This window comes from Marinilactibacillus piezotolerans (assembly GCF_900169305.1).
In the GTDB taxonomy this organism is placed as follows: domain Bacteria; phylum Bacillota; class Bacilli; order Lactobacillales; family Carnobacteriaceae_A; genus Marinilactibacillus; species Marinilactibacillus piezotolerans_A.
The window spans coordinates 82,193-104,463 of sequence record NZ_FWDP01000004.1; the positions used below are offsets into that span (position 1 = coordinate 82,193).

Sequence of the window (22,271 nt, forward strand, 5' to 3'; positions counted from 1 at the left end):
TGAGTACTAATGCTATAATAAAAAGAAACGAGTATAAGGAGTGGACTGAATGGAAACAATAGGATTTATTGGAACAGGTGTCATGGGTGCATCAATCGTCAAGCACTTGCTTTCTTCCGGGTATAAGGTAAACGTTTATAATCGTACGAAGTCTAAAACAGATGAACTGGTCGATTTAGGTGCTGTTTGGAAAGAAACCCCCAAATCAGTCGCAGAAGCAAGTGAACTGATTTTTACCATGGTCGGTTTTCCAGAGGATGTCAAGGAAGTTTATTATGGAGAAAACGGGATATTTAACGGTGTACAGCCTGACAGTATTCTTGTAGACTTGACGACAAGCAAACCATCCCTTGCAGAGGAAATTTATCAAACGGCAAAAGAAAAGGGTGTTTCTTCCCTGGATGCACCTGTATCCGGCGGTGATCTGGGAGCTCGAAACGGAACGGTTACAACGATGGTTGGAGGAGACGAAGCGGCTTTCGAAAAAGTAAAACCTGTCTTCATGACGTTTTCTGGAACTTTGGAACTGCAAGGACCAGCGGGAAGCGGTCAGCATACCAAAATGGCCAATCAAATCATGATCGCCGGTACAATGACAGGGTTAACAGAATTATTAGTATATGCAAAGGCGGCAGGATTGAATTTGGAAAAAGTGCTTAAAACTGTCGGTGGTGGAAGTGCCGCAAACTGGTCACTTCAAAATTATGGTCCTCGTATTTTAAAAGAAGATTATTCAGCTGGCTTTTTCGTTAAGCATTACATTAAAGACTTAGGCATTGCCTTAGCTGAAGCAGAAAAACTGGGCATCCATCTTCCTGCGACGGAAAATGCTAAACGACTATATGACCAATTAAAAGAGGATGGTCACGCAGATGATGGGACACAAGCTTTGATTAAGTTATGGTGGGAAAACTGAGGAATCGTAAAAAAAGCAAGCAGCGAGTCATTCGCTGCTTGCTTTTTAATGGTTTGTAGCTTGTTCTTTCATATAAAGAACAAGGCGTTCCATGGCTTCTTTGATTTCTTCCATACTGGATGCGTAACTCAGTCGTACATAACCTTCACCGGCTTTTCCGAAAGCTACACCGGGCACAAAGCCGATTTTTGCTTTTTCAGCCAGATCATAACAGAATTTAAAACTATCTTGTATATAGCCATCTGGTATTTTGGCGAAAATGTAAAATGCACCATTCGGCTTGGCGATCTGAAAGCCTAACTGACTCATCGTATCGAATATAAAATCTCGACGTTTCTGATACTCTAACCGCATCGGAACTGCATCATCCATTCCGTTTTTCAATGCTTCTATTCCAGCATATTGCGTGATACTGGATGCGCTCGTAACGAGATTTTGATGAACTTTTTTGATTTGATCCGTAATCTCTTTCGGCGCTAAGGTAAACCCAAGCCTCCAACCTGTCATGGCATGTGATTTAGATAATCCGTTAATGACTATAGTCTGATCATGTAAATACTCTCCGAGAGAGACATGAGTACCTTCGTAAACGAGTTCGCTATAAATCTCATCACTGATGGCAAATACATTTGGATACTTTCTTAAAGTGTCGGCAATGGCGATCACTTCTTCTCTATTCCAAGTGACACCTGTTGGATTGGTAGGATAATTGAGCACGATTGCTTTTACTTTGTCACCATGTGTATCCATGGCTGTTTGAATCATTTCAGGAGATAAAATAAATCCATTTTCCGATGTATCAATGAATACAGGTTCACCTTTGCCCAAAATAACTAAAGGTTCATACAGTGAAAAAAAGGGAGAAGGGATCAGAACTTTATCTCCGGGATTTAAAATTCCGAATAAAGCAGCAGCAAGTGCCTCAGTAGCACCAACAGTAGAGAGAATTTCTGTTTCGGGATCATAGTCGATATTGTATTTTACTTTGACGAAATGAGCAAGAGCTTCTCTTAGTCGAATATCTCCGGCCATACCCGTGTAAAATGAAAAATTGTTATTGATCGCCTCAATTCCAGCATCTTTGATATGCTGCGGAGTAGGAAAATCCGGCTGTCCCAAGGTCAAGCGGATCATTCCTTCGATTGGAGCAACGGCCTCATCAAACTGTCTGATGCCGGAGATTTCGATTTCCTGTGTTTGAGCGTTGAAGAGCTTATGTAGATTAGACATATCCATTGTGCATCCTCCTTAATGGTATTAGGAACTATTCTACCATATTATGAGAAAAAAAAGAGGATATTATTTAAAAATTTTCATGAAAAAATCTCTCTTTAAAAAGAAGCAGCTATCTTACTGTAATTTATCCCAGAATCTGGTAAAATGAGTAAGTGAAAGTATCAAGAGAAGCAGGAAGGGGAATACAAAATGAAACCATCCCAACTTATACCTATTATAAGAAGATTAGATGCGATGAGAGAAGATGAAAGCGACGAAGTACAAGTAAGAAGATTTGAAAAAGACGGTAAAGAACAATGTATCGTTCGTTATGATAAAGCCTCTCGCATGTATGAGTTAGAAGATCGTACGAGTGACCAAACGTACGAATTTGATAATATTGACTATGTCGCTGTTGAGATTTTAGAGCTCGTGCAGCCTGCCAGCTCGACTGAGGACTAATGTCATGCACATAGGGAGTGCTTTTCAGTGCTTCCTATTTTTTTGAATTTTATTTTATATGAATGCTTCTCAACAAATGCCGTAAAATCGTATATAATAAATTGTTATCTCACAAATAGTAAAGGACGAAGAGGATGCTGAACAGCTTTAAACCAACATGGATGGTCCGATCAATTTATCAGATCACGCCACAGCAGTTGAAACAAAACAAAATCAAAGCAGTTCTGACGGATCTCGATAATACGTTAATAGCTTGGAATAATCCTGAAGCTACAGAAGAAACGTTAGAGTGGATCGAAAGAATGAAAGAACATGGTATAAAAGTTATCATTATTTCAAACAATAAAGCAAAAAGAGTCAGTAAAGTAGCGACGATCTTAGATTTAGAATTTATTCCTAACGCCCGGAAACCTTTTCAAAAAGGGTTTAAAGAAGCGCAGGAAATCTACGATTTGACAAAAAAAGACTTATTGATGGTCGGTGATCAGATCATCACAGACATCAAAGGCGCTAACAATGCGGGAATCCGCAGTGTATTGGTTAAGCCGATTCTAGATTCAGATGCATGGAATACAAGATTCAATAGAATGATTGAACTGAGAATCATGAATTATTTGATCAAAAAAAATCCAGATATGAAATGGAGAGATTCGTTAGATGAACCAATCGAACACTGATCAAGAAATGATTTGTATTGGATGCGGTGCAGTTCTTCAGTCAGAAGATGAAACAAAAGCCGGTTTCTTACCAGCCTCAGTGTTGAAAAAAGCGAACGCAGATGAAGACATTTACTGTAAAAGATGTTTCCGCTTAAGACATTATAATGAAGTGCAAGACGTAGAACTCACGGATGATGATTTTCTTAATATGCTCCATGAAATCAGCGATAAAAACGCCTTGATAGTTAATATAGTGGATATATTTGATTTTAATGGAAGTTTTATTTCCGGAATACAGAGATTTGCTGGTCAAAATCCTGTGATTCTCGTTGGAAACAAAGTAGATCTGCTGCCTAAATCTTTAAAAGAAGGCAAAATGAGACAGTGGTTGATAGAAAGAGCACATGAAGCGGGCGTACACCCTAAAGAAGTTATTCTGACAAGTGCCGTCAGAGGCGAATCTGTCAAGCAGTTAATGGACCTGATCGAAACAGAGAGAAAAGGGCAGGATGTTTATGTTGTTGGGACAACCAATGTTGGGAAATCCACCTTGATCAACCAAATCATTAAATTGGCAACTGATGCAGAGAATGTCATCACAACCTCGTACTTCCCGGGAACGACACTTGGGAAAATCGAAATCCCATTAGATGATGATCGAGTCATGGTCGATACACCAGGTATTATCCAGTCTTCCCAAATCGCTCATTATTTAACACCAAAAGAGTTGAAACTGGTCACACCGAGAAAAGAAATCAAGCCGAAGGTCTATCAGTTAAATGAAGAGCAGACGCTGTTTCTTGGCGGTCTTGCTCGATTAGATTATCTCTCAGGTGATGGTAAACAATCCTTTGTCTGCTATCTTTCCAATGAATTAACCATTCACCGGACAAAACTTGAAAAAGCTGATGTTCTTTATGCGAATCAGCGTGGACAACTGTTGACACCGCCTTTCGAAGAAAATCTGAATAATCTGCCAGAACTAAAAAGGTATGAGTTTCTAATCAAAGAACCGTCTGATATTGTTTTTTCTGGTTTAGGCTGGATTTCTATTGAAGAGCCGGGTACAAAAATAGCAGGATGGGCACCAAAAGGTGTAGATGTTCTGATTAGAAAGTCACTGATTTGATCGTATAGTTGAAAGAAGAGAGGAAACAAACAATGAACTTAACAGGAAAGCAAAAACGCTATCTAAGAGCACAAGCCAATGAAATGTCTCCATTATTCCAGATCGGAAAGAATGGACTGACAGCTGAGATGGTTGCTGAATTTGAAGAAGCGTTAGAAAATCGCGAGCTGATGAAGGTACAGCTTCTGCAAAATACAGATGTAGAACCAAAGGAAGCAAAAGATTTTATCGAAGAGCATTCATCGATCAATGTTGTTCAGACGATCGGAAAAGTGTTAGTGCTGTTCAAGCCGTCGACAAAAGAAAAGTATCAAAACTATTCAACGAAATTACCCTATTGATAAAACCTATTTCAGAAACAAATCGATTAAGGTAGGCGAATAAAGGTGACAAGAAAAACGTCCACAATAATTGAATCAGAAGTAAAAGTAGAATCCATACAAATGGATAAGAAAAGAAAAGTCGGTATTTTAGGCGGGACATTCAATCCTCCTCATTTAGGACATCTGATTATTGCTGATCAAGTAAAAGATCAGTTAGGGTTAGAGAAGATTCTGTTTCTTCCGGCTGCCAACCCGCCTCATGCAAAAGGCAAAAGAACTATTGCTGCTGAGCATCGTATTGAGATGGTCAATAAAGCGATTGAAGCAGAGCCCGAGTTCGAGTTGGAACTGGCGGAAATCAATCGCGGAGGCAAGAGCTATACGTATGATACGATGAAAGCATTGACGGAGAAGAATCCTGATGTCGAGTATTACTTTATTATTGGAGCAGATATGGTAGAAGATCTGCCATCTTGGTATAGAGTAGAAGAATTGCTGCAAATGGTCCAGTTTGTTGCAGTCAACCGTCCGGCTTATTCAGTTGCGACTCCTTTCCCACTGATTTTTATCGATGTACCTAATATCGAAATCAGTTCTAGTGTGATTCGGCAAAAAGTTGCTGATCAATGTTCCATTCAGTATCTGCTTCCCAACAAAGTGATTGAGTATATTGAGGAGAAAGGACTGTATCAAGATGAAGGCTAACCCTATAACTTTAACATACACGAAAAACTATGTAGATCGTTCAAGAGAAGAGCTCCTTGAAGCTGTTCGTCAAGTTATGAGCAGCAAGCGATTTACACATGTTAGAGGTGTAGAACAAGCGGCTTTGGAGTTGGCTGATCGGTATGGCGCTGATCTGGAAATGGTCAGCATTGCTGCACTTTTACATGATTACGCCAAAGAGCAGTCCGATGAAGAGATGCGGGATATGATCATCAGTGAGAATATGGATCTTGAGTTGCTGCAGTATGGTAATAATATCTGGCATGGACCGGTTGCTGCTGTAATGGCTAAAGAACGGTTTAATGTAGAACAGACTTCTATATTAGATGCAATTCGACACCACACCGTCGGTTCTGTGAATATGGATCTTGTAGAGCAGATTATTTATCTGGCTGACTTTATTGAACCGAACCGCAGTTTTAAAGGCGTCGACAAAGCGAGAGCGCTAGCAGAGAATAGTTTAGAAGAAGCGACTGCTTTTGCAACGTTGTTGACAATCAAGCATTTAATTGATAAAAAAGTAAAGATCTATCCTAAAGCAATTGAAACTTATAATGCATGGGTAGTTCAATAAACAGGAGGAATTATATGACTAAAACAGCAGAACAAGTACTGGAATTTGTTGTTAAAGCAGCAGATGATAAAAGAGCAGAAGATATTATGGTATTGGATATGAAAGGTGTATCTTTACTAGCAGATTATTTCGTTGTAACTCATGGAAACAATGATCGACAAATCGGTGCGATTACGGATGCCATTGTTGAGGCTGCACATAAAAACAATATAGAAATCAAACAAGTAGAAGGAAAAGACGGCGGAAGATGGATTTTGATTGATCTTGGAGATGTCATCGTTCATCTCTTTAACCAAGAAGAACGAGAGTTTTATCAGTTAGAACGTCTCTGGACAGATGCTGAGTATGTGGATGTTTCACAGTGGATAGAACAGTGAACTACAACTGGTTTGCTAAAGTCTATGATGAGCTGATGGACGATTCGCTCTATGCTAAATGGGCAGACTATACTGATCAATATTTAGATAAATCAGATCATATACTAGAGCTGGGATGCGGAACAGGTATCTTGGCAATAGAAATGACAAAGGCTGGATATGATATAACCGGATTGGATCTATCCGACGACATGCTGAGTTTAGCGTACAATCGTCAATTAGAGACAGGGATCAAATTTCCTCTGATAGAAATGGATATGCGTGATTTGTCGGAACTGGAAACTTTTGATGGTGTCATTTGTTATAGCGATGCTTTATGTTATATCCAGTCAGCCGAAGAAAAACTGCAGATCTTTAAAGAAGTCTACCAGAAATTGAATGAATCAGGGCACTTTCTGTTCGATGTCCATTCAGTCTATCAAATGGAACAGTTTGATCAGTTCTCTTATCATGATGAAGTGGAAAATATTGTTTTTATGTGGGACAGTTATGCTGGAGAAGACCCCTATTCGATTGAACATGAATTGACTTTCTTTGTAGAACAGCCGGATGGAAGCTATGAGAGATTCGAAGAAATTCATAAAGAATGGACGCATCCATTGGAAGAATACGTTGAACTGCTCAAAAGTGCCGGATTCCGTTCTGTAGAAATCTCAGCTGATTTCCAGCAGGACGTGACTGAAACCAGCCAGCGCTGGTTTTTTGCAGCAAAAAAGTAGGAGGCAAAGGATGAAAGCTTGCGGTATTATAGCAGAATATAATCCTTTCCATAACGGACACCTTTATCAATTGTCAGAAGCCAAGAAACGAAGCGGTGCGGATCTCATTATCGTGGTTATGAGCGGGAATTTTCTGCAGCGGGGAGAACCGGCGCTGGTTGATAAATGGAGGAGAGCTGAGATGGCGATTGCAGGCGGAGCAGACTTAGTGGTTGAATTGCCTGTCGCTTATAGTGTACAACCGGCAGATATCTTTGCCAGAGGAGCTGTACAAATATTAAAAGCGTTGGACTGTACCGTACTCAGCTTTGGAGCTGAATCAGGGACAGGAGACGAGTTCAAAGAAGCTGCAAAAATGCTGCTGGATCACAGTGAACAAATCGATACCGTATTTAAGGAAGCAACTCCAAAGAGCCAACCATATGCTGCGAGAATGGAAACAGCTGTAAATCAAGTGCTGCCGAACTTTTCTCTGGATGTTAATCGTCCCAACAATCAGCTAGGAATTGCCTATGCAAAAGAAAATGCACGCAGTGATCAGTTTCTTGATTTGGAAGTGATTACAAGAGTGCAAGCGGAATACCTGGACCAGTCGTTAAATAGCCAAGGAACGATCGCCAGCGCAACAGCTATCCGTAAAGCCCTCTTGTGCGAGCAGCCAGTACCCCATGAAGCTTTCTCCTATGTTCCTGACAGAACGGCTCAACTGCTGTCGAATCGTTCATACATGTATTGGGAAAAATACTGGAATTTGTTGAAATATCAGATTCTGACTTCGTCCATTGAAGAATTGAGAACAATTTATCAAATGGAAGAAGGACTTGAATTTCTGCTTAAAAAGGCTATACAATCAGCAAAGACTTTTGAAGGGTTTATAGAGGCCATCAAGAGTAAAAGGATGACACGGACTAGATTACAACGTCTGTGCACATACGTCTTGCTGAATCTTAAGAAAGAAGATATATTGGAAGCTCATTCAAATCCAGCTACTAGAATATTGGGGTTCAGTTCAGTCGGGCAGCAGTATTTAGGTAAAATAAAAGATCAGTCAGGAGTACACTTGCTTACGAAGATTGATAAAAAGACAAAAAAATTCTGGCGACTGGATATAAAAGCGGGGAATGTGTATCAGCTTGCCGATCAGATGGGTGATCAGCAACAGGATTTTGCGAGAATCCCAGTAAAAGATATTGACATTAAACTTCATCCCTAGTATAATAATTTTTGTTGCCTTGAAGACTGTGGGGACTTTGTATGAGTTCAACAACTATTACAGGTGAAGCCAACCTGGACAGCGATAGTTGCTTGATCCTGAAGAAACCATTTATAATAACGCTAAGAGGTGATGACACATGAAAATCAAATGGGCTTTGAACGAACTGAAAAAATTTAAAGAAGAATCGATCACATTGTCTGGTCAAGTAGACTTGACTGAGGCATTGAAAAATAGAAATCAGTTGATTCTTGATGCAGCGCCTTTAACAATGGATGGTTTATTAACGGTTGAGAGTGCAGATGAGTTTCTGGTTGATCTTAACTTGGAAATCCGTTTAGTTCTTCCGTCTTCACGTTCTCTTGAGCCTGTTGAGGTTGATTTGCGTATTCCATTTTCTGAAACTTATCTTACTTCCGGAACAGTTATTGATCCTGAAAAGTATGGTGAGCAAGAGATCATCGTTGAGCTCGATTCAGAAACACTTGATTTGCACAAACCACTCGAAGATGCAGTTCTTACAGCTATCCCAACTCAGGTTTTCACTCCAGAAGAGCTGAAAAGCGGGGAAATGCCAAGCGGCAGCGACTGGAAAGTTGTTTCAGAAGATGCCTACGGTGAAGGTGTAAGAGAGCGTTTATCAGAGAAAGAAGATCCGAGATTCGCAGCACTTAAAGGGTTGTTTTCTGAAGAAGATGAGTAACGCTGCAAGAGTCTGTTGATCATTTATTTTAAGATCATGTTATTAAACGAAGCATTAATAATGAGTATCTAAGTTACCTTTAAGGAGGTGTGTTGGAACATGGCAGTACCTAAAAGAAGAACATCTACATCTAGAAAAGCAAAAAGACGTACGCACATTAAATTGGATCTTCCTAACATGAGCGATTGTCCAAAATGTGGAGAAGTTAAACGTAACCACCACGTATGCCCGTCTTGCGGATTTTACGCTGGAAAAGAAACAGCAAAATAATCATTTGATCTCAAAAACCTCTATTTACTTATAAATAGAGGTTTTTTAGTATGATTTCATATAAAGAACGTGATAGGATTTGTACATAGAGAGTGTAAGTTTTTTATCCAGAACAAAGTAGGTGACAAATTGCAAGAACCGCATATTGATTTAACCTTTATTTTGATTTACCTGAGCCCATTTCTGCTGCTGCTTCCAAGTAAATGGGTAAATAAACAATTCAGAAAACAGAGAGTTTCTATCAAAGTTGTAGATGTCGTGACGCCTGTACTGATTTTAATGAATCACGTATTCAGTATGTTGATAACGGGCAGCAGTTATCTGCCGTATTTGTTCATTGCGGCTGCAGTAATCGGAATATTATTGACCAGTTATTTTACGTTCAAGCTTAAACGTTTGTCAATGATTAAATGCTTAAGAGTATGGTGGAGGTACGTGTTTATTTGTGCATTAATATTGCATATTTATTTGGGAATCATCATGTTGTTATGATTTGATTACTGATTTAAATTATTAATATCTTGAGTGGGGAAGAGTGTTCATATTTTTATGAGCGCTCTTTTTTATGGGAACGTATATACCGTTTTTGTATATCTTACAAGTGAGTGGAGACCTTCACGAATGCTTATAAAGTCATAAAGGGAACACCAGTTATTATTATTGGTTGAGAGTTATAAAAATTACATATTTTTTAATGATTTTCCTGATATTGGGTGGTAGAAAGTGGGGCATTGTGGTAGACTATGCCATATGAGTGGGGAGAGGGGGCAGTGAAATGTTAATGGGAGAATTTAAGCATAACATTGATGCAAAAGGACGCTTAATAGTTCCAGCCAAATTTAGAGATGATTTGGGAGAATATTTCATTGTCACAAGAGGATTGGATGGCTGTTTGTTTGGGTATCCCCAAAAAGAATGGGAGATTCTTGAACAAAAGCTGAAACAATTACCGCTCGCAAAAAAAGAATCTAGAGCATTTACTCGATTTTTCTATTCTGCTGCCACAGAATGTTCGCTCGATAAGCAAGGTCGTATCAATATACCACAAACCTTAAGACAGCATGCTGACTTGGAAAAAGTCTGTTATGTTGTTGGAGTATCTGAACGCTTTGAAATATGGAGTGAAGAAAGATGGCTGGCCTTTTCAGAAGAAGCGGAAGGTTCATTTGAAGATATGGCAGAAGAGATGGTTGACTTTGGGTTCTAACGATAATATTTAAAAATTTCAATCTTATAAATAAGAGAAAAAGACAGGAGGGTGAACGATGGCGTTTGAACACGAAACAGTTCTGCTGAAAGAAGCGACAGATGGGCTTGCGATTCGACCTGATGGTATTTATGTCGATTGTACATTAGGTGGAGCTGGACATAGTTCATTGATCCTTGAACAGTTGAGTGATAAAGGACACCTATATGCCTTCGACCAAGACAGCACAGCGATTGAACATGCAAAAAGTCAATTGAAATCAGCAGTCGATGAAGGAAAAGTAACTTTTGTACAATCTAATTTCAGATACATAAAAGAAGCTTTACAGGAATTGAATATCGACAAAGTGGATGGCATTCTATATGATTTGGGCGTCTCTTCGCCACAACTGGATGAAGCAGAGAGAGGATTCAGCTATCATCAAGATGCTGCTTTGGACATGCGAATGAATAGAGAGCAAGCGCTGAGTGCCTATGATGTGGTCAACAAGTGGTCTTATTCTGATCTAGTCAGAATCTTTTTCCGATACGGAGAAGAAAAATTCTCTAAACAGATCGCCAGAAAGATCGAAACTTATCGGGAAACGCAATCGATCGAGACAACTCAAGACTTGGTTGACTTGATAAAAGAAGCTATCCCGGCACCAGCCAGACGCAAAGGCGGACATCCTGCCAAGCGAGTATTCCAAGCAATTAGAATTGCAGTGAATGATGAACTCAGTGCACTAGAAGATTCTTTAGAGCAAGCGGTTGATTTGATTGATATTAAAGGAAGAATCAGTGTAATCACCTTTCATTCTCTAGAAGATCGTATTGTGAAGCAGATATTCAAAGATTATTCTAAGCTGCCTGATGTACCAAGAGGATTGCCTGTCATGCCTGACTTTAAACAACCACCGCTGAAACTGGTCAACAGGAAGCCGATTCTACCAAGCGAAAAGGAACTTGAACAGAATAATCGAGCTAGAAGTGCAAAATTAAGAGTTGCAGAAAAGCAAACAGAAAAAGAATAAACAAACAAACCTAGGAAAGGAGAATTTGTATGGCCATGAATGATAACCTGGCAAGAAAAGTCAATATGCAAGTCATGCCGAATCCAGTGCAGCAGCCAGAATCGCAGCCTGGTACACTACATACTAGAAAAACAGTAAAACGAGGCATTACTCGTTTAGAAGTCTGGGTAGTCAGCTTTTTCGGTATTATTTTATTTGGACTGCTGGTAGCAAACATCAGTATGGCGATGATACTGTCGACTACCAACCGTTCTGCTCAAGATCTGCAGCAGCAATCTGCTGATATTCAAGTCGTTAATGCGAATCTGGAACAAAATATTCAAGAACTTTCTCAATATGACAGAGTATTTCAAATTGCTGAAGAGAACGGTTTAAAGATGAACGAAGAACAGATTAGGAATGTTTCTCAATGAAAAAAATCAGTAAGAAAATAAAAGCTACGAATCCATTTCGTAATCGTAAAATGATTGCCATATTTTTATATGCCGCATGTTTTATTCTATTTGGATTTGTAGCTCTTCGTTTTTCTTGGATCATGGTCAAAGGCGAAATTAATGGAGAAAATCTGCTTCAAAATATAGATAAACTTTATACCCGCAGCAGTGTCATTCAGGCGAATCGAGGAACCATTTATGATAAGGATGGCAATCCGATCGCAATGGATGCAAACTCTTATAAGATTATTGCAGTCTTGACAGATGAATGGTCCAGCCCAACCAGACCTCAGCATGTACAGGAGCCGGAAAAGGTTGCTGATGTGCTGGCTGAATATCTATCGATAAGTAAAGAAGACATTTTAGAACGGCTAAACCAAGATGCAGCTCAGGTTGAATTTGGGACGGCAGGCAATAACTTGTCCTATGATATAGTCAGCCATATAGAAGAAGCGTTAAAAGAGCAAGATCTTACCGGAATCGCATTCCAAGACAAGAAGACTAGACTGTATCCAAATGGAACGTTTGCTTCTCATACGATCGGATTAGCACAATCTCAAAGTACGGATGAAGAGAGCGGTGAACAGCAGCTGACTGGAATTATGGGATTAGAGCAAACGTTTGATGATGTTCTAAGCGGTACGAATGGGTCAATCGAATATCAAAAGGACCGTTATGGTTACGTAATCCCAGGACAGGAAGTGGAGGAAGCGGCAGCTGTTGACGGCAGCGACTTGTATCTTACAATTGATCGTCGTCTGCAGATATATCTGGAGAGTATTATGGATGAAGTCGAAGAAGCCCATTCTCCTGAAAAAGTTACTGCTACACTGATGAATGCTAAGACAGGAAAAATTCTGGCTACAGCTCAACGACCTTCTTTTAATGCAACGACTAAAGAGGGAATTGATCAGTCCTGGCAGAATCTGTTAGTAGAATATGCGTTTGAGCCAGGTTCTACAATGAAAGTGATGACTCTGGCCGCTGCAATCCAGGAAGGAACGTTTCGACCTGGAGATTTTTATGAATCAGGTAAAATCTCTGTTGCCGGAGGAACGGTACATGATTTTAACCCGGCCGGATGGGGTACTATCAGCTACTTAGAAGGACTAGCTCGTTCAAGTAACGTGGCATTTGTTCATCAAGTAGAAGAAATGGGATATGATACATGGAAGAAATATCTGGACAACTTCGGATTCGGAACAGCAGTTGGAATGAATCTGCCTAACGAGTACAGTGGGAACAACAACTATGAATGGCCGCTGGAAAAAGTCAATACTTCATTCGGTCAAGGGTTAAGTGTTACACCAGCACAGATGTTGAAAGCTTTCTCTGCAATTGCCAATAAAGGACAAATGGTTACACCCTATCTGGTCGACCATATTACCGATCCTGACACCAACGAGACAACACAGTTTGAACCGGAATATACAGAAAGTCTGATAAGTGAAGAAACAGCTCGAAAAGCGCTGGATTATTTGACCGAAACGGTTACTAATGAGCATGGAACAGCCAAAAAGTATAAAATTGAAGGCTATGATATTGCTGCTAAGACCGGAACTGCTCAGTTGTACAATCCGGAAACCGGAAAATATTTTTCAGGAAACAGCAACTACGTTTATTCTGTTGTAGGGATGGCGCCAGTAGAAGATCCCGAGCTCATTTTTTATGTAACAGTCCAACAACCAGAACTGAATGGGTCTGGACATGGAAGTGAAGTTGTACAAAAAATCTTCAATCCAGTTATGAAAAGAGCGCTGGAGTCCATCAGTGCAGAAACCGCTGATTCAGAAGAAACGAAAACTACAGATATGCCGAATCTAATAGATCAAAGCACTAAAGAAGCTGCAGCAAAAGTAAAAGAACTTGGATACCCGAGTGCAGTCATCGGTTCCGGCGATAAAATTGTGCAGCAGTATCCTGCCGCAGGGACAGTATTGTATGATGACCAGCGCATTCTGCTCCTGACAGATGGAGCAATGACCCTGCCGGATATGACTGGATGGTCAAGAAGCGATGTAATGAAATTATCGGAAATGACTGGAGTAACTGCTGAATTCGAAGGGGAAGGGTATGTTTCGAATCAATCGCTTGACCCTCATTCATTTATAGAAACCGGTACAAATATTGAAATTACTTTGCGGCCGGTAACGGAAATTCAAGAATAACAAATTAATGAAATGGGTTAAAGGAGAAAAGGTAGCATATGTTGAATTTATTGAGAGTCATCGTTCCAGTTTTAGTTAGTTTTCTGATTACAATTTTATCAATGCCGTTTGTCATTCGATATTTTAGCAGAAAACAATTGGGACAGGTAACAAGAGAAGAAGGGCCGAAATGGCATGAAAGCAAATCAGGGACTCCCACAATGGGCGGTGTCTCGTTTTTGATAGCTGCTTCTGCAACAATCTTGTTTGCAAGCTATTTACTAAATGTCTTAACGACCGGTCTTATTTTACTAGTATTCATACTCGTTCTTTACGGATTGATCGGCTTCTTGGATGATTACATCAAGGTCATTATGAAGCGGAATCTAGGGCTGACGAGTCTGCAGAAGCTGATTGGTCAAATAATCGGAGCCATCGTTTTTTTCATCGGAATATACTTATTAGGATATCCGACGGCATTAACCCTGCCGTTTATCGGAACATTTGAACTTGGGGTATTCTATAGTCTATTCATTTTATTCTGGCTGGTTGGGTTTTCTAACGCAACAAATTTAACAGATGGCATTGATGGATTGATGGCCAGCACAGGAATGATTGCCTATGCAGCATATGCGATCATCGCAGCGATTCAATCTCAATGGGATGTAATGGTATTTACGTTAGCCGTATTTGGCGGACTGCTTGGATTCTTCTTGTTCAATAAAAAGCCGGCAAAGATTTTTATGGGAGATGTCGGTTCTTTAGCGTTAGGTGCTGGATTAGCAGGTGTCTCGATTTTATTGAATCAAGAGTGGACACTGTTGCTGATCGGACTGGTTTTTGTCTGTGAAACAGCAAGTGTGATGCTGCAAGTGGGGTCATTTAAATTAAGAGGAAAAAGAATTTTTAAAATGAGCCCGATTCATCATCATTTTGAAATGGATGGCTGGAGTGAATGGAAGATCGTAGGAATCTTTTCGACTATCGGATTTCTTATGGCTTTGGTCGTATTGCTGATTTTGGTATAATGAATTGATAAAAAAAGCTGGACGTAGAGTAATCTGCTTCCAGTTTTTAAACTATTTTACTTGGCCATCGAGATAAGGCAGTGTTTAGAAAAGAGGAATATGAAATGAAACAAGTCGACAAGTATACCAATAAAAAAGTACTCGTGCTGGGACTGGCGCTGAGTGGTGTAAGCGCAGCGAAGTTATTACATAGCTTAAAGGCATTGGTTACCGTTAATGATTATAAAGATCTAGATGATAATCCAGCTGCCAGAGAGTTGATCAACGAAGGATTGAAAGTCATTACTGGTGGACACCCAATCGATCTGCTTGATGAAGACTTTGAATTGATTGTCAAAAATCCGGGAATTCCTTACTCCAATCCAATTGTGAAAAAAGGGATTGAAAAAGGCATTCCCATCATTACCGAAGTCGAGCTGGCTTATGAAGTCAACGAAAGCCTGATGATCGGAATTACCGGTACTAATGGAAAAACAACCACAACGACAATGGTAACGGATATTTTGAATACAGACCGTCAGAGCGGCAGAGCTTTTGCGGCTGGAAATATCGGGACACCGGCCAGTCAAGTAGCGATGAAAGCAGAAGCATCTGATGTGACTGTTTTAGAATTATCTAGTTTCCAGTTACTTGGCACGCGTAAACTGAAGCCGGCTATATCAGTCATCACAAATCTTTATTCAGCGCATCTAGATTACCATGGGACAAGAGAAGAATATGTTAAAGCAAAACTGAAGATTACAGATAACCAAGATGCTGACGATTTTTTTGTCTATAATGCGGATCAGAGTGAATTAGCAGGATTGGCACGTCAGCATAGTCGGGCTCAGCTGGTTCCTTTTTCAAGAAAACAGCAGCTGGAAAAAGGTGTATATATCAATAACGGTATCATCTACTATAATACTGAAGCTGTTTTGAAGGTTGAGGACATTTTACTGCCGGGGAAACATAATCTAGAGAATGCATTGGCTGCAATAGCTGTCGCTAAATTGCTTGGACAGTCCAATGATGCAATTAAAAAAGCACTGAGTGCATTCAGAGGGGTTACACACCGTACTCAATTTGTATGTACATTTGAAGACAGGAAGTTCTACAACGATTCTAAAGCGACCAATTCTTTAGCAACGATCAATGCGTTAGAAGGGTTTAAAGAGCCGATTATCTTATTAGCCGGAGGTTTAGATCGAGGGGTTTCTTTTGATGAATTGATTCCGTCAATGAGAGAGCATGTCAAAGCGGTATTGGCATTTGGTGAAACTGCGGATGCTATAGTAGAAACTGCTGAACGTGCAGGCGTCTCAAAAACCATGAAAGTCGTCAATGTAGAACAGGCAGTCCCAGAAGCTTATAAACTCAGTGATCCTAATGATATTATTTTGCTTTCTCCGGCTTGTGCAAGTTGGGATCAATATCCGAGCTTTGAAGTGAGAGGGAATGCATATATGGAAAGCATCGAACGATTTATCCGATCCCGGCAAGAGGAGGCATAAAGCACCTTGTGTGTGTAAAGCATGAAAGTCATTTTAACAGGCGGAGGCACCGGCGGACATATTTATCCGGCGCTGGCTCTCAAAAAGAGAATTGAAGAAATCTATCCAACTGCAGAATTTCTTTATATAGGAACCAGTCGAGGTCTAGAAAGCAAGATAGTTCCAGACAATCAGGTTCCATTTAAAGCGATTGAAGTAGAGGGGTTTAAACGGAAACTGAATCTATCCGGCATACTCTATAATCTGAACACTGTGAAACTGTTCTTGACGAGTATCGGCAAGGCTAAAAAAATTGTAAAAGAATTTTCACCGGATATAGTGATCGGAACTGGCGGCTACGTTTGCGCTCCTGTTTGTTATGCGGCTGCAAAAGCCGGTTTTCCGACAATGATTCATGAACAGAACAGTGTCGCAGGAATCACCAATAAATTTTTGGCACGCTATGTAGACAAAGTTGCAATTTGTTTTGAGGAAGCAGCAAATCAATTTAAAGGCAATGAATCAAAGGTTGTCTATACCGGGAATCCGCGAGCACAGGAAGTAGCAGGTATTGAATGGTCGCCTATACTTAAAGAGTTTGATCTAGATCCTGTAAAAGAAACAGTGTTGATTTTTGGCGGCAGCAGAGGTGCTCAAAAAATCAATCAAGCCTTTATAGAAAGTTTTGACTTGCTTGAAGAACAGCACTATCAAGTGCTTTATGTTACAGGTGAGGTGCACTTTGAGGAAATCTCAAATAAGCTCAAGCAGAAGTATCCTTCTGTCTACCCTTCTGACACAGTGAAGGTTGTGCCTTATATCAAAGAAATGCCTAAAGTCTTTGCGGCAGTTTCTCTGGTTGTCGGCAGAAGCGGTGCTACAACTCTCGCAGAATTAACTTCTCTGGGAATGCCGAGCATCTTGATTCCCAGTCCGAATGTTACCGAAGACCATCAGACGAAAAATGCATTGAGTCTAGCAGATAAAGATGCAGCTGTCATGATAAAGGAATCGGAACTGACAAAACAGCGGTTTGTGGAAGAAATCAGTCAACTGATGAGCGACTCTAATAGAAGAAAACAAATGGCTGTCCACTCAAAAGAAATTGGGAAACAAAAAGCTTCAGACGAATTGATTGCCGTTATAAATACGATCAAAAAAACTTGAGACGAATAGGAGGAGAGTTTGTTGAAGCAGAATCAAGAACAACCAGTACAGTCTACCGTAACGGATATAAAAGATCTTTATTCAAAAAAAAATCATAACTCTCCTCGTCATGAAGACAAATATGGGAAAAGACTCAAGTTAAAATGGTCTGTACTAATGATTCTGTTTTCGATGATGCTGCTGATCTCTGTGTATTTTCTTACCCCATACAGCAAAATTGATACTCTGACGGTCCAAGGTTCAAATGAAGTGCTTGACCAAGAAATTATAGAGAGCAGTGAAATTCAATCTGGGCAATCCTTATGGGAAACCTATCTGGAGAGAGAGGCCATTTCTCAAAAAGTTAAAGAGTCACTGCCGCAGGTCGAAAGCATAGAGTTGAATATCAGCGGATTGAATCAATTGAATTTTGCAGTTAGCGAATACCAGACGGTAGCATTACTGATAAAAAATGACCAATATTATAAAGTGCTGGAAAATGGTGCTGTACTTGAAGAAGCCAATCCGAATACGAATGGTGGTCTGCCTATTATGCGGAATTTCAATGATAGTGAAGTGCTGGAACAGATGATGGCAGAATATAATACACTAAGTACATCCGTTCAAGCAATGATTTCTGAAGTTGAATGGGTGGAATCTGAAAGGAACTCGCTGCTGATCAAAGCTTATATGAACAATGGAAACGAAATCCTTGCTTCGATTCCGAGTTTTTCTGAAAGAATGCAGCATTATCCACAGTTGGTAAAAGCGGTTAAAGGCGAAAATGGTCTGTTCGATTTGGAAGCTGGAGCTTATTTCATCCCGTTTGCTTCTGAAGATGAACAATCTTATGATGAAGAAAACCAGGTTGATCTAAATGAGACTTCTGAATAAGTTCATATATTTCAGAGACTGTTACACAATCGTTATCTTTTGAAGGGATAAATCTCCAAACTATCTTCAATAACACTAGCGATGTGTGGTAAAATAAGCAGTAACTTCATGAAAAAATCAACTCGGATCCAATTTTTGGATTCGAGGCATTATAAATGTACAATTAGAAAAAAAAGATTTGTCCTTAACAGAATAAAAACTATCCTATAGAGAATGGAGGGTTAGCCAACAATGGAAAATGGAATTTATACAAGTTTAGATATTGGAACGACTTCTATAAAAGTCATTGTAGCTGAAGTCCTCAATAATCAAATGAATGTAATTGGAGTCGGCAGCGAAAAGTCTAAAGGAATAAACAAAGGCATGATCGTTGATATCGATGAAACCAGCAACGCGATTGCCCATGCTGTAAAGCAGGCGGAAGAAAAGTCAGGGTTAGAGATACAAGATCTAGTTGTAGGAATACCTGCAAATGGTGTAGAGATTATCCCGTTTAATGGTTATATCCAGATAGACGACAGCAGCCAGGAAATTTCTGATCAAGACGTCGAACAATTAATCAGAGAAACCTGTTTGACAAAGGTACCTTCTGATAAAGAGATGATCTCTATAATGGTTGAAGAGTTTCTTGTCGATGGATTCGATGAAATCAAAGATCCGCGCGGTATGGTGGGAGAACGACTGGAATTATATGGGACAATGTTGGCCATTCCTAAATCGATCGTCCATAACATCAAAAAATGTGTTCAAAAATCAGGTCATGGAATCCAGGATTTGATTCTGCAGCCGCAAGCAATGGCTCAGCTCGTACTTTCTGAAGATGAAAGACAATTCGGTACTGTACAGATCGATATCGGCGGCGGACAGACAACCGCTTCTGCGATCCACGACCATCAATTAAAATACGTCTATGTTGAACAGCAAGGCGGAGAATTCATTACAAAAGATATTTCTTTAGTCTTGAATACTTCTCTGCAAAATGCAGAAAGCCTAAAAAGAGAAGTTGGATACGCTTTTTCATCTCAAGCATCAGCAGATCAGACAGTTTTAGTAGATGTAGTGGGCGAAAAAGAACCGGTCAGAGTTAAAGAGTCCTATATCGCCGAAATTATTGAAGCTAGAGTGGAACAAATATTTGAAACATTAAAGGCTGAGCTGAACCGGATCGGGGCACTTTCCTTGCCTGGAAAAGTGAAGTTGACAGGTGGAGCAGCAGCGATTCCTGGAATCAGAGAACTGGCAGAAGATATATTCGAAGTTGAAGTAGCAGTGTACATACCAGATTATATGGGTGTACGGTACCCATCCTTTACAAACGCAATTTCATTAGTGTACTACGAAGGGAAATTAGAGGGTATTCAAAAACTGATCAATCAAGTCAGTTTATCTAATCATGGGTTGATTTCTGCTGGTCAAATCCAGCAGCCTCAGTCAAAGTCTGAGTATACTCAATCTTCATCGCATAACGAAACAAATGCACATTCATCAAATTCGTCAGAAAAACAACCTTTCACAGAAAAAATTAAAAACTTTTTCTCGACATTTTTTGATTAAATATCGTAAACAGGAGGAAAAAGAATGGATTTAGAATTCGATACGATTGCATCGCAAGGTGCGGTATTAAAAGTTATTGGTGTTGGAGGTGCCGGAGGTAACGCGGTCAACCGAATGATCCAAGACGGCGTACAAGGTGTAGAATTTATTGTTGCCAATACAGATGTGCAAGCACTGGATATGATGAGAGCTGAAACTAAAATTCAATTAGGGCCCAAATTAACAAGAGGTCTGGGCGCCGGCGCGAACCCGGAAGTTGGAAGAAAGTCAGCAGAAGAAAGTGAAGAAGCAATCGCAGAAGCGCTAAGCGGAGCAGACATGGTATTTGTAACTGCTGGAATGGGCGGCGGAACTGGAACAGGAGCTGCTGGTATTGTAGCTAGAATCGCAAAAGAACAAGGCGCTTTAACAGTTGGTGTCATTACTCGTCCGTTTACCTTTGAAGGGCCGAAAAAAGGGCGTTTTGCAGCAGAAGGAATTGCATCAATGAGAGAGCATGTTGACACCTTAGTAACGATTTCAAATAATCGTCTGCTTGAGATTGTAGACAAGAAGACTCCAATGATGGAAGCATTCAGAGAAGCCGATAATGTACTGCGTCAAGGTGTGCAAGGAATTTCAGACTTGATTACAAATCCAGGATATGTAAACTTAGACTTTGCTGATGTTAAAACTGTAATGGAAAATCAAGGTTCTGCCTTAATGGGAATCGGAACTGCAACAGGGGAAAACAGAACAGCAGAAGCAACGAAGAAAGCCATCTCTTCTCCATTGCTGGAAGTGTCTGTAGCCGGAGCCGAATCTGTATTGCTGAACATTACAGGTGGATCAGACTTGACGCTTTTCGAAGCACAAGATGCTTCCGATATTGTTTCTGCAGCAGCAACAAGCGACGTAAATATCATTTTCGGTACATCTATTAATGAGGAACTGGGAGACGAAGTTGTTGTAACAGTTATTGCAACAGGTATTGATGGAGAGAAGAAAGAGACGAAGAAACCTTCTGCAGCAAATAAAATCAATACTCAAGCAAGTACACCGAAAAAAGCAGAGAACGACCCTTTCGGAAACTGGGATATCAGAAAAGAACCTAACTTAAGAGACCGTCACAATGCTGATCTTGATCAAGCAAAAGAAGCGCCTGAAGAAACCAAAGAAAAAGATCTGTTTTCAAGAGATGATGCATCAAATCGTTCTGGATCAGATGATGAAGTCGATACACCGCCGTTTTTTAGAAGAAGAAGAAAGAGATAAGGATCAGGTCTTTTCGAAAGGAGTCTTATAAATGGGAATCAAAGACAAGTTAAATAACTTTTTCTTTTTAGAAGAAGATTCTGAAGAAGTGGAAGAGCCAGCTGAACAGTCTGCTGTTTCATCAAAAAAAGAACAGCCGAAGCCTAAAGCAGCCAAGCCTGTACTCAATAAAAGTCAACCTGTTAGAAAAACCGTTCAAAATCAAAATGTTGTCGCGATCAATCAACAGCAAGCAATGAAAAAACCTCGTATTCATGTGATGGAACCGCGCACTTATTCTGAAGTACAAGCTGTAGCTGATATTTTGCTGAATAATCAGTCTGTTATCTTGAACTTTAGAAGAATGGAAAAAGATCAAGCTAAAAAAGTTATTGATTTTCTCATGGGGGCTACCTATGCCATTAAAGGCGATATTGAAAGAATCGGTGAAGAAATTTTTGTTTGTACTCCTCAATCTGTTGAACTTGATGGAGCTGAGTTGCAGGCTTTGAAAAATCAGGATTTTTAACAGAAACGGAGACTTTATTAAATGGTGTCACAAATTTTAATTTCGATCTATAATCTGCTAAGCAGTCTAATCAATATTTATCGACTGCTGCTGGTTGTTTATTTCTTAATGTCATGGCTCCCAGGAGCTTATCAATCTGGCTTAGGACAGTTGTTGGCCCGGATCTGCGAACCTTATGTATCATTTTTCCGTCGATTCGTTCCGCCGATCGGTATGTTCAGTCTTGCTGGGCTAGTTGCGTTACTTGCCTTATCTCTAATCGAAATGGGATTAGGCCCACTCTTTAATATTATTTATCAATTGCTTTATCAACTAGGGATATCGTGAGGCAG

Annotated in this window: 26 protein-coding genes; 25 read left to right on the forward strand and 1 reads right to left on the reverse strand. The window is 40.0% G+C overall.

The annotated features are described in order from the left end of the window. Positions 1 to 49 precede the first annotated feature (49 nt). Positions 50 to 916: an NAD(P)-dependent oxidoreductase gene (locus tag B6F02_RS04380; RefSeq protein WP_080146158.1), complete on the forward strand. Its 867-nt coding sequence runs from the start codon at positions 50 to 52 to the stop codon at positions 914 to 916. A 45-nt stretch (positions 917 to 961) separates the two neighbouring features. On the opposite strand, the gene B6F02_RS04385 is transcribed toward B6F02_RS04380, so the two are convergent. Continuing rightward, positions 962 to 2,152, reverse strand: coding sequence for a pyridoxal phosphate-dependent aminotransferase (locus tag B6F02_RS04385; protein ID WP_143745217.1), 1,191 nt, complete (start codon positions 2,150 to 2,152; stop codon positions 962 to 964). A 189-nt stretch (positions 2,153 to 2,341) separates the two neighbouring features. On the opposite strand from B6F02_RS04385, the gene B6F02_RS04390 reads away from it, so the two are divergent. The 24 genes from B6F02_RS04390 to B6F02_RS04505 all read left to right on the forward strand — a co-directional run bounded on the left by B6F02_RS04390 (position 2,342) and on the right by B6F02_RS04505 (position 22,266). Continuing rightward, positions 2,342 to 2,593, forward strand: coding sequence for a YkuJ family protein (locus B6F02_RS04390; RefSeq protein ID WP_080146159.1), 252 nt, complete (start codon positions 2,342 to 2,344; stop codon positions 2,591 to 2,593). A 134-nt stretch (positions 2,594 to 2,727) separates the two neighbouring features. Further along, a complete protein-coding gene (locus B6F02_RS04395) occupies positions 2,728 to 3,270 on the forward strand; it encodes a YqeG family HAD IIIA-type phosphatase (protein WP_080146160.1) in 543 nt (180 codons plus the stop codon). Further along, on the forward strand, positions 3,251 to 4,381 hold the full coding sequence (yqeH, locus tag B6F02_RS04400; RefSeq protein WP_080146161.1) for a ribosome biogenesis GTPase YqeH: 1,131 nt from the start codon (positions 3,251 to 3,253) through the stop codon (positions 4,379 to 4,381). Before B6F02_RS04395 ends, yqeH begins: the two co-directional genes overlap by 20 nt. Before the next feature lie 32 nt (positions 4,382 to 4,413). After that, the gene (gene yhbY / locus B6F02_RS04405; RefSeq protein WP_080146162.1) at positions 4,414 to 4,722 is read left to right on the forward strand and encodes a ribosome assembly RNA-binding protein YhbY; all 309 of its coding nucleotides are present in this window, start codon (positions 4,414 to 4,416) and stop codon (positions 4,720 to 4,722) included. A gap of 45 nt (positions 4,723 to 4,767) precedes the next feature. Beyond that, positions 4,768 to 5,409 carry a nicotinate-nucleotide adenylyltransferase gene (locus B6F02_RS04410; RefSeq protein ID WP_306293713.1) on the forward strand — a complete coding sequence of 214 codons (642 nt, stop codon included), beginning with the start codon at positions 4,768 to 4,770 and terminating at the stop codon, positions 5,407 to 5,409. After that, positions 5,399 to 6,004, forward strand: a complete 606-nt coding sequence (gene yqeK / locus B6F02_RS04415) for a bis(5'-nucleosyl)-tetraphosphatase (symmetrical) YqeK (protein ID WP_080146163.1) — start codon at positions 5,399 to 5,401, stop codon at positions 6,002 to 6,004. Before B6F02_RS04410 ends, yqeK begins: the two co-directional genes overlap by 11 nt. A gap of 14 nt (positions 6,005 to 6,018) precedes the next feature. Then, on the forward strand, positions 6,019 to 6,381 hold the full coding sequence (gene rsfS, locus B6F02_RS04420) for a ribosome silencing factor (RefSeq protein WP_080146164.1): 363 nt from the start codon (positions 6,019 to 6,021) through the stop codon (positions 6,379 to 6,381). Between the two features lie 35 nt (positions 6,382 to 6,416). Beyond that, a complete protein-coding gene (locus tag B6F02_RS04425) occupies positions 6,417 to 7,100 on the forward strand; it encodes a class I SAM-dependent DNA methyltransferase (protein ID WP_179128579.1) in 684 nt (227 codons plus the stop codon). A gap of 10 nt (positions 7,101 to 7,110) precedes the next feature. Continuing rightward, positions 7,111 to 8,313 (forward strand): nucleotidyltransferase, encoded by a 1,203-nt coding sequence (locus B6F02_RS04430; RefSeq protein WP_080146165.1) that lies wholly within the window; start codon positions 7,111 to 7,113, stop codon positions 8,311 to 8,313. 139 nt (positions 8,314 to 8,452) lie between these two features. After that, positions 8,453 to 9,016, forward strand: coding sequence for a YceD family protein (locus B6F02_RS04435; protein ID WP_080146166.1), 564 nt, complete (start codon positions 8,453 to 8,455; stop codon positions 9,014 to 9,016). Positions 9,017 to 9,115: 99 nt separating this feature from the next. Beyond that, positions 9,116 to 9,286: a 50S ribosomal protein L32 gene (gene rpmF / locus B6F02_RS04440; RefSeq protein WP_080146167.1), complete on the forward strand. Its 171-nt coding sequence runs from the start codon at positions 9,116 to 9,118 to the stop codon at positions 9,284 to 9,286. Between the two features lie 129 nt (positions 9,287 to 9,415). Next, positions 9,416 to 9,778, forward strand: coding sequence for a DUF3397 family protein (locus tag B6F02_RS04445; protein ID WP_179128523.1), 363 nt, complete (start codon positions 9,416 to 9,418; stop codon positions 9,776 to 9,778). Positions 9,779 to 10,061: 283 nt separating this feature from the next. Continuing rightward, positions 10,062 to 10,493, forward strand: coding sequence for a division/cell wall cluster transcriptional repressor MraZ (gene mraZ, locus B6F02_RS04450; RefSeq protein WP_080146169.1), 432 nt, complete (start codon positions 10,062 to 10,064; stop codon positions 10,491 to 10,493). Positions 10,494 to 10,551: 58 nt separating this feature from the next. After that, positions 10,552 to 11,505, forward strand: a complete 954-nt coding sequence (rsmH, locus tag B6F02_RS04455) for a 16S rRNA (cytosine(1402)-N(4))-methyltransferase RsmH (RefSeq protein ID WP_080146170.1) — start codon at positions 10,552 to 10,554, stop codon at positions 11,503 to 11,505. A gap of 29 nt (positions 11,506 to 11,534) precedes the next feature. Beyond that, entirely contained in the window at positions 11,535 to 11,918 is a 384-nt protein-coding gene (gene ftsL / locus B6F02_RS04460) for a cell division protein FtsL (RefSeq protein WP_080146171.1), read from the forward strand. Continuing rightward, positions 11,915 to 14,107 carry a penicillin-binding transpeptidase domain-containing protein gene (locus B6F02_RS04465; protein ID WP_080146172.1) on the forward strand — a complete coding sequence of 731 codons (2,193 nt, stop codon included), beginning with the start codon at positions 11,915 to 11,917 and terminating at the stop codon, positions 14,105 to 14,107. Before ftsL ends, B6F02_RS04465 begins: the two co-directional genes overlap by 4 nt. A gap of 41 nt (positions 14,108 to 14,148) precedes the next feature. Next, complete coding sequence (gene mraY, locus B6F02_RS04470) at positions 14,149 to 15,114, forward strand: phospho-N-acetylmuramoyl-pentapeptide-transferase (RefSeq protein WP_218672183.1); 966 nt, start codon at positions 14,149 to 14,151, stop codon at positions 15,112 to 15,114. Between the two features lie 104 nt (positions 15,115 to 15,218). Next, positions 15,219 to 16,604, forward strand: coding sequence for a UDP-N-acetylmuramoyl-L-alanine--D-glutamate ligase (gene murD / locus B6F02_RS04475; protein ID WP_080146174.1), 1,386 nt, complete (start codon positions 15,219 to 15,221; stop codon positions 16,602 to 16,604). A 21-nt stretch (positions 16,605 to 16,625) separates the two neighbouring features. Continuing rightward, positions 16,626 to 17,750 carry an undecaprenyldiphospho-muramoylpentapeptide beta-N-acetylglucosaminyltransferase gene (gene murG, locus B6F02_RS04480; protein ID WP_080146175.1) on the forward strand — a complete coding sequence of 375 codons (1,125 nt, stop codon included), beginning with the start codon at positions 16,626 to 16,628 and terminating at the stop codon, positions 17,748 to 17,750. Positions 17,751 to 17,771: 21 nt separating this feature from the next. Continuing rightward, positions 17,772 to 18,623: a cell division protein FtsQ/DivIB gene (locus B6F02_RS04485; RefSeq protein ID WP_080146176.1), complete on the forward strand. Its 852-nt coding sequence runs from the start codon at positions 17,772 to 17,774 to the stop codon at positions 18,621 to 18,623. A gap of 231 nt (positions 18,624 to 18,854) precedes the next feature. Then, positions 18,855 to 20,177 (forward strand): cell division protein FtsA, encoded by a 1,323-nt coding sequence (gene ftsA, locus B6F02_RS04490; protein WP_080146177.1) that lies wholly within the window; start codon positions 18,855 to 18,857, stop codon positions 20,175 to 20,177. Between the two features lie 24 nt (positions 20,178 to 20,201). Beyond that, on the forward strand, positions 20,202 to 21,431 hold the full coding sequence (ftsZ, locus tag B6F02_RS04495; protein ID WP_080146178.1) for a cell division protein FtsZ: 1,230 nt from the start codon (positions 20,202 to 20,204) through the stop codon (positions 21,429 to 21,431). Positions 21,432 to 21,462: 31 nt separating this feature from the next. Further along, entirely contained in the window at positions 21,463 to 21,939 is a 477-nt protein-coding gene (locus B6F02_RS04500) for a cell division protein SepF (protein ID WP_080146179.1), read from the forward strand. A 21-nt stretch (positions 21,940 to 21,960) separates the two neighbouring features. Then, positions 21,961 to 22,266 carry a YggT family protein gene (locus B6F02_RS04505; protein ID WP_080146180.1) on the forward strand — a complete coding sequence of 102 codons (306 nt, stop codon included), beginning with the start codon at positions 21,961 to 21,963 and terminating at the stop codon, positions 22,264 to 22,266. Positions 22,267 to 22,271: the final 5 nt, after the last annotated feature.

Excerpts from the sequence above, each read along its gene's own strand:
- murD (WP_080146174.1), top strand. The coding sequence starts at position 15,219 with ATGAAACAAGTCGACAAGTATACCAATAAAAAAGTACTCGTGCTGGGA.
- murG (WP_080146175.1), top strand. The coding sequence starts at position 16,626 with ATGAAAGTCATTTTAACAGGCGGAGGCACCGGCGGACATATTTATCCG.
- rpmF (WP_080146167.1), top strand. The coding sequence starts at position 9,116 with ATGGCAGTACCTAAAAGAAGAACATCTACATCTAGAAAAGCAAAAAGA.
- yqeH (WP_080146161.1), top strand. The coding sequence starts at position 3,251 with ATGAACCAATCGAACACTGATCAAGAAATGATTTGTATTGGATGCGGT.
- ftsL (WP_080146171.1), top strand. The coding sequence starts at position 11,535 with ATGGCCATGAATGATAACCTGGCAAGAAAAGTCAATATGCAAGTCATG.
- yqeK (WP_080146163.1), top strand. The coding sequence starts at position 5,399 with ATGAAGGCTAACCCTATAACTTTAACATACACGAAAAACTATGTAGAT.
- B6F02_RS04385 (WP_143745217.1), bottom strand. The coding sequence starts at position 2,152 with ATGGATATGTCTAATCTACATAAGCTCTTCAACGCTCAAACACAGGAA.
- ftsZ (WP_080146178.1), top strand. The coding sequence starts at position 20,202 with ATGGATTTAGAATTCGATACGATTGCATCGCAAGGTGCGGTATTAAAA.
- yhbY (WP_080146162.1), top strand. The coding sequence starts at position 4,414 with ATGAACTTAACAGGAAAGCAAAAACGCTATCTAAGAGCACAAGCCAAT.
- B6F02_RS04465 (WP_080146172.1), top strand. The coding sequence starts at position 11,915 with ATGAAAAAAATCAGTAAGAAAATAAAAGCTACGAATCCATTTCGTAAT.
- B6F02_RS04390 (WP_080146159.1), top strand. The coding sequence starts at position 2,342 with ATGAAACCATCCCAACTTATACCTATTATAAGAAGATTAGATGCGATG.
- B6F02_RS04430 (WP_080146165.1), top strand. The coding sequence starts at position 7,111 with ATGAAAGCTTGCGGTATTATAGCAGAATATAATCCTTTCCATAACGGA.
- B6F02_RS04500 (WP_080146179.1), top strand. The coding sequence starts at position 21,463 with ATGGGAATCAAAGACAAGTTAAATAACTTTTTCTTTTTAGAAGAAGAT.
- rsfS (WP_080146164.1), top strand. The coding sequence starts at position 6,019 with ATGACTAAAACAGCAGAACAAGTACTGGAATTTGTTGTTAAAGCAGCA.
- B6F02_RS04395 (WP_080146160.1), top strand. The coding sequence starts at position 2,728 with ATGCTGAACAGCTTTAAACCAACATGGATGGTCCGATCAATTTATCAG.
- B6F02_RS04425 (WP_179128579.1), top strand. The coding sequence starts at position 6,417 with ATGGACGATTCGCTCTATGCTAAATGGGCAGACTATACTGATCAATAT.
- B6F02_RS04435 (WP_080146166.1), top strand. The coding sequence starts at position 8,453 with ATGAAAATCAAATGGGCTTTGAACGAACTGAAAAAATTTAAAGAAGAA.
- B6F02_RS04380 (WP_080146158.1), top strand. The coding sequence starts at position 50 with ATGGAAACAATAGGATTTATTGGAACAGGTGTCATGGGTGCATCAATC.
- ftsA (WP_080146177.1), top strand. The coding sequence starts at position 18,855 with ATGGAAAATGGAATTTATACAAGTTTAGATATTGGAACGACTTCTATA.
- B6F02_RS04505 (WP_080146180.1), top strand. The coding sequence starts at position 21,961 with ATGGTGTCACAAATTTTAATTTCGATCTATAATCTGCTAAGCAGTCTA.
- rsmH (WP_080146170.1), top strand. The coding sequence starts at position 10,552 with ATGGCGTTTGAACACGAAACAGTTCTGCTGAAAGAAGCGACAGATGGG.
- mraZ (WP_080146169.1), top strand. The coding sequence starts at position 10,062 with ATGTTAATGGGAGAATTTAAGCATAACATTGATGCAAAAGGACGCTTA.